The 1,023-nt window shown below is 46.9% G+C and carries 1 pseudogene; it reads right to left on the minus strand.

From position 1 onward, the window contains the following. Positions 1-48: 48 nt before the first annotated feature. A pseudogene (locus JUK32_RS07400) lies at positions 49-1,023 on the minus strand (hypothetical protein); the annotation flags it as partial.

A 1,023-nucleotide genomic window follows, 5' to 3' on the forward strand; every position in this document is an offset into this window, starting at 1 on the left:
GGCCATCGCCTCCTTGACCGGCTATGACTTTATCCTTGAGGCTCTATTCTATGCAGCTTTATAGAGAATTGGTATTAAACCAGAAATATCACCCAGTTCGTCCCAGCCAATGGCAATAAAGCCTTGGTTTCGGCAGTCTTCCCATTGCCAAGCCCCTTCGCCGGGAGCAATTTTCCAATAGGAGGGAATGTTGTTAGCGACTACCCACACCAGACTATGAATGTCGATCATGTCGCGAGGCACATAGTCCGAAAACGCCGATTTCAACGTGTGGAACACCTCCTTAAAGGCGACATATCGCTCTGCTGTCGGCGTGGATTCATATAGGTCTTTTTCTCCGATAAAGTCGAAGAAGTTACGTGTGCTCTTGGGTTTGATGAAAATCTCTTCATCAGGATTGCACAAGAATAAGTAGTAAGTCGGGAAAGCCCATTTACTCGGCAAGTTGTGTTCTTCAACATAGACGAGATAGCGCCCCAAGCGTTCATCGGAGGGGCCAACGCCGTACAGCAAGTCAAAAAAGGCACGACAAAACGTAGGCTTATCCAGTTCTGGAGCGTAGAGAATGTTGAGGTCACCTTGGGCTGGAGTGCTTAGATACAGGAGATTGGCACTTTGCCCAACGGCTTCAATTTGACTGGTGAGTGTTTCGTAGGCTTCTCCATCATCTGATTGATTAAAGACCTGCTCAAAGACTTGTGGTGCAAGCAAGTTTTTGGCTTCTGCTGATAGTTTCTGCTTGTAGTTAATCTCTTCGTGATGAAATTTGGGGTCAGGGGGATTCGAGAAGCTTTGCCAATCAGGAAAACGTCTTTGCAGCAGTGAGATTAATTCTTGGACTTTTTGACCAGTGATATTCATGATTGCGGATGTAAATGAACTGCGGCAAGTGCTAGGAAGCTGGTCATGCAGCTTTTGCAGAGTCCGCGAAGTGCCAGTGGGTAAGGCCTTAGTGGTGCAGAAAAGTCCTGAGAGTATTGATGTAGCTAGATTCTCAGATTGAGAAGGGGAGCCATCTGTGAG

Origin of the sequence: Halomicronema sp. CCY15110, from assembly GCF_016888165.1 — a bacterium.
GTDB lineage: Bacteria > Cyanobacteriota > Cyanobacteriia > Phormidesmidales > Phormidesmidaceae > Halomicronema.